General features: G+C 65.3%; 2 protein-coding genes. One reads left to right on the top strand and one right to left on the bottom strand.

Features of this window, described 5'->3' with window-relative positions; genetic code table 11:
• Positions 1-1,484 (bottom strand): IS21 family transposase (gene istA, locus ACFOM8_RS22435; RefSeq protein ID WP_449301523.1); only part of this gene is annotated, 1,484 nt, incomplete at its 3' end.
• Between the two features lie 149 nt (positions 1,485-1,633).
• Here istA and ACFOM8_RS22430 point away from each other — a divergent pair.
• Positions 1,634-4,777: an error-prone DNA polymerase gene (locus ACFOM8_RS22430; protein WP_377764590.1), complete on the top strand. Its 3,144-nt coding sequence runs from the start codon at positions 1,634-1,636 to the stop codon at positions 4,775-4,777.
• The last annotated feature ends 347 nt before the right edge of the window (positions 4,778-5,124 follow it).

Raw genomic sequence — 5,124 nt, 5'->3', positions numbered from 1 at the left:
ATCAGCGCCTCATAGCTGCCAAGTTGGACCGGCGTCACCGAGACAGTCGGCAATCGCGCCGGATCCGGCGCGAACGTCGCACGCAGGGCGGCTGGGTCCGGCAGATCGCCACGACGGAGCAGGCTGTCCAGTTCGGCGGCCAGTTCGCCCTCGCAGCCCCGGTCATGCGCCAGGGCCAGCAGTTCGACGGTGACCTTGCAGGCCTGCCGTTCCGGCAGCGTCGCACAGAGTGCCTCGAAGGCGCGGCGATATTCCGGCCGAGGGAAGAGCTTGTCGCGATAGACCAGGTTGAGCAACGCCATCGGCTTCTTGCGCAGGGAATGGATGACATGGTGGTAGTTCACCACCTGGTCATGCTTGCCATTGGCCTGCGCGCGTCCCCGCGGCAGGGTCAGCAGATGCGTTCCGCCGATAAACACCTCCAACCGGTCATCGAACAGGCGCACCCGTAGCCGATGCCCGATCAGACGGGAGGGCACGGTGTAGAAGACCTTGCGCAAGGTGAAGCCGCCCGTGCCGGAGACGCTAACGATCACCTCCTCGAAATCGGTGCTGCGGCGAGCCGGAAGGTCCTGCAGATGGGGCCGTTCGGCCGCGATCCCCTTGCCGCGGGCGGCGTTCCTGCGCCCGACGATCTCGTCGATGAAGGCGCGGTAGCTGTCGAGGTCAGCGAAGTCGGAACTGCCGCGCATCAGCAAGGCATCCCGGATCGCCCCCTTGAGGTGCCCGTGAGCGCTTTCGATCGACCCGTTCTCATGGGCGACGCCCTTGTTGTTGCGCGTCGGCACCATGCGGTAGTGGGCACAAAGAGCCTCGTATCGCGTCGTCAGGTCAGTCCGGGCCTCGGCGTCGAGGTTGCGGAAGGCAGCCGAGAGGCTGTCGGTGCGATGGGATGCCGGGGCGCCACCTGCCGTCCACAATGCGTTCTGAAGCCCTTCAGCCAAGGCCACAAAGCTCTCGCCGCCGAGAATGACATGGGCGTGCTCGAACCCTGACCATGGCAGGCGGAAATGATAGAGCAGATGATCAAGCTGTTCGCCCGCGACAGTGACCCCGAGCGCGCCCATGTCGGTGAAATCCGACAGGCCGAGCCGACCCGGTTCGTGGACCTGCCGGAAGATCACCTCCTGATCTTCTCCATGCAGGGCCCGCCAAGCCCGGATCCGGCGTTCCAGCGTCCGGCGGATACCCGGCTGCAACTCGGGATGACGGCGCAGCATCTCCTCGAAAATGGCGACAGGCCGTAGCCCGGGTGCAGCCTGCAGCAGCGGCACCACCTCGGCATCGAAGATTTGTTCAAGAGGATCGGGGCGACGGCGGCCACGGGGCTCGCCTTTCTGCGAGGGCAGACGCGTATCCTGCGCGATCCGGTAGCCCGTCGCCCGGCTCAGGCCCGCCTTTGCGGCGGCAGTCTCAATCGAATGGTCCTGTCTCAGCTTCATGAAAAGCCTCGTCTGATGATCGGTTACATGGCGCCCCGGCACAAAGGTGGTTCTCCGGTCCTGAAAACCACCAGCGTAGCGCGGCGACCGCGATCACAGACCCAGGAAATTTGGGCGCAACGGCGTGTGCATGCCTTCGGTCGGGCTACGCCCTCCCTGCGCCATGCACACGCCGTCCCGTCTCATCCTCATTGACGCTGAATCTCATCCTGTTTGTCGCGCAGCACCTCGTCGTCGGTTGTCGTCTCGATCTCGCCTGCGGCATGGCGCTGCTGGTCTACCCGATGGACCGGGCGAGTTATGGTCGGCTCTGCCGGCTGCTGACGCTCGGCAAGTCCCGCGCCGGCAAGGGCCGGTGCCATCTCGAGTGGCCCGATGTGGTGGAGCATGCCGAGGGCCTCATCGCGGTTCTAGTGCCCGACCTTGCGGACGACACCTGCGCGCTGCGCCTGCGCCGGTTGCGCGACGTCTTCGGTGACCGGGCCTACCTCGCCCTGACCCTGCGCCGCCGCCCCAACGACCAGTTGCGTCTGCATCAGCTCTCGACCATGGCCGCACGCCTGCGCGTGCCTACGGTGGTGACCAACGACGTGCTCTATCACGAACCCGCCCGGCGCATCCTGCAGGACGTGGTCACCGCCATCCGCCATAACGTGACGGTCGAAGCCCTGGGCTTCCGCCGCGAGCGCCATGCAGACCGGTATCTGAAGCCACCCGCCGAGATGCACCGGCTGTTCTCCCGCTATCCTGAGGCCTTGGCACGGACACTGGAGATCGTGGAGCGCTGCCGCTTCTCGCTGGACGAACTGCGCTACCAGTATCCCGAGGAGCGCGACGATCCGAACCTCAGCCCGCAGGAGACCCTGGAGCGGCTGACTTGGGAGGGCGCGAAGAACCGCTATCCCGAAGGCGCGCCGGAGGAGGTCACGGCCTCCCTCACCCACGAGCTGCGCCTGATCGCCAAGCTGGCCTACGCGCCTTACTTCCTCACGGTGCATAGCATCGTCCGCTTCGCCCGGTCCCGTGGCATCTTCTGCCAGGGCCGCGGCTCGGCCGCGAATTCGGCTGTCTGCTATGTCCTGGGCATCACCGCCATCGATCCAGGACGGAATGATCTGCTCTTCGAACGCTTCGTCTCCGAAGAGCGCCACGAGCCGCCTGACATCGACGTGGACTTCGAGCACGAGCGCCGCGAGGAGGTGATCCAGTGGGTCTACGAGACCTACGGCCGGGATCGGGCTGCGCTCTGCGCCACGGTGATCCGCTACCGCGCCAAGGGCGCGTTGCGCGATGTTGGCAAGGCCATGGGCCTGCCCGAGGATCTGATCGCCCAGCTTTCCGGCCAGATCTGGGCCTGGTCCGAGGAGGGGGTGAGCGACGAGCAGATCAGGGATTTGAACCTCGACCCGTCCGATCGCCGGCTGCGGCTGACCCTGGAGCTGGCCCGGCAGCTGCAGGGTGCGCCCCGGCACCTGTCGCAGCACCCGGGCGGGTTTGTCCTCACCCAGGATCGTCTGGATGATCTCGTGCCGATCGAGCCTGCCGCCATGGAGGACCGGCAGATCATCGAATGGGACAAGGACGACATCGATGCATTGAGGTTCATGAAGGTCGATGTGCTGGCCCTTGGCATGCTGACCTGCATGGCCAAGGGATTGGCCTTGATCGAGGAGCACAAGGGCATCACCCATGACCTCGCCACCATCCCGGCCGAGGACCCGCGCACCTATGCAATGATCAGGAAGGCCGATACGTTGGGCACGTTCCAGATCGAGAGCCGGGCGCAGATGGCCATGCTGCCGCGCATGAAGCCCAGGACCTACTATGATCTGGTGGTGCAGGTGGCGATCGTGCGGCCCGGTCCCATCCAAGGCGACATGGTCCATCCTTATCTGCGCCGCCGCGAAGGGCGGGAGCCGGTGGAGTATCCCACCCCGGAACTCGAGAAGGTGCTGGGCAAGACCTTGGGTGTGCCCCTCTTCCAGGAGCAGGCCATGCGGGTGGCCATCGAATGCGCGAGCTTCACCCCGGGCGAGGCCGACATGCTCCGCAAATCCATGGCCACCTTCAAGTTCACCGGCGGCGTCTCGGCCTTCAAGGACAAGCTCGTCTCCGGCATGATCAGGCGCGGTTACGCACAAGACTTCGCCGAGCGGACCTTCAGGCAATTGGAGGGCTTCGGGTCCTACGGCTTTCCTGAAAGCCACGCAGCCTCCTTCGCGCTCGTGGCCTATGCCTCGGCCTGGCTCAAGTGCTGGCACCCCGATGCCTTCTGCGCGGCGCTCCTGAACAGCCAGCCCATGGGCTTCTATGCCCCCGCACAGATCGTCCGCGACGCGCAGGACCACGGTGTCGAGATCCGGCCCGTCTGCGTCAACGCCTCCCGCTGGGACTGCACGCTGGAGCCCACGGGAAAGCCTGAGGACGAGGGCAGCCGCTTCGCCGTGCGCCTCGGGCTCCGCATGATCAAGGGGCTCGCCAATGCGCATGCCGCTGCCATTGCCGCTGCACGGGCCGATCAGCCGTTTGCCTCGGTCGAGGATCTCTGGCGCCGGGTCCAGGTGCCGATCGCCAGTCTGACCCGCATCGCCGAGGCTGACGGCTTCAGACCGTCGCTCGGGCTTGGTCGCAGGGACGCACTCTGGGCGTTGAAGGGGCTCGGGCCCGAAGAGCTGCCGCTCTTTGCTGCGATGCGGGAGGCATCAGAGCAGAAGGAAGACGAAACCGCACCGGAAGCAGTGGAACCCACTGTCGCGCTCCGCCCGATGACCCCGGGCCGCGAGGTGGTCGAGGACTACGGCCATACCGGGCTCAGTCTGCGCCACCATCCTGTCTCCTTCCTGCGCGAGAGGCTCAGCCAAAGGCGCATCATTCCCTGCGCTGATGCCATGACGAGCCGCGATCGCCGCTGGTGCGCGACCGCCGGCCTGGTGCTGGTCCGCCAGCGGCCCGGATCGGCCAAGGGGGTGATGTTCATCACGTTGGAGGACGAGACTGGCGTGGCCAATCTGGTGGTCTGGCCGAAGGTCTTCGAGGCGCATAGGAGGATCGTGCTGGGTGCCGGCATGATCGGCGTGCAGGGACGCATCCAGCGCGAGGGCGAGGTGGTGCATCTCGTCGCCCACCGCCTGACCGATCTGTCACGCGACTTAGCCGGAGTCGGCAGGCGCGACATGGCCTTCCTCCTGCCCCACGGCCGCGGCGATGAGGTCCACCATGGCAGCTGTGCGCTGGATCCGCGCGGCCTTGTGCCTCAAGGATCGCAGCCGCGCAGCATGTATGTGCGTGATCTGGATCTCGATACGATCAAGGTGAAGGGACGGGATTTCCGGTGAAGAGGACCAAGCCTCGTGACAAGCGTCCGCGACGAGCGGCTTTCCGTGCCCAAAGAGTTTGAACGCACATGTAGATGGGTTCGTGAATACTGCACTGCCGCGCAACAACGCGTGGAAAGATATCTGTGGGCTGAGAGATACGCTGCCAACGTCCAAACCCGCCTGTTTCCCGAATGCCGCCCCGTTCGCCCGGATGTCATGCTTTCAGTGGCGACGAACTTGATCGATCCCCGAAAAACCTGACCGGGGCTGCAGGACTTTGACAGATCAGGGGCTCTGTTGCACAAATCGCGTGAGGGATTCATCTCGTGAATCCAGCGTGGTAGCTTGACTGCATGAGCAGACCG

Origin of the sequence: Paracoccus angustae, assembly GCF_042648745.1 — a bacterium.
GTDB classification, from domain to species: Bacteria; Pseudomonadota; Alphaproteobacteria; order Rhodobacterales; family Rhodobacteraceae; genus Paracoccus; species Paracoccus angustae.
This window is presented reverse-complemented; position numbering and strand designations above follow the sequence as displayed.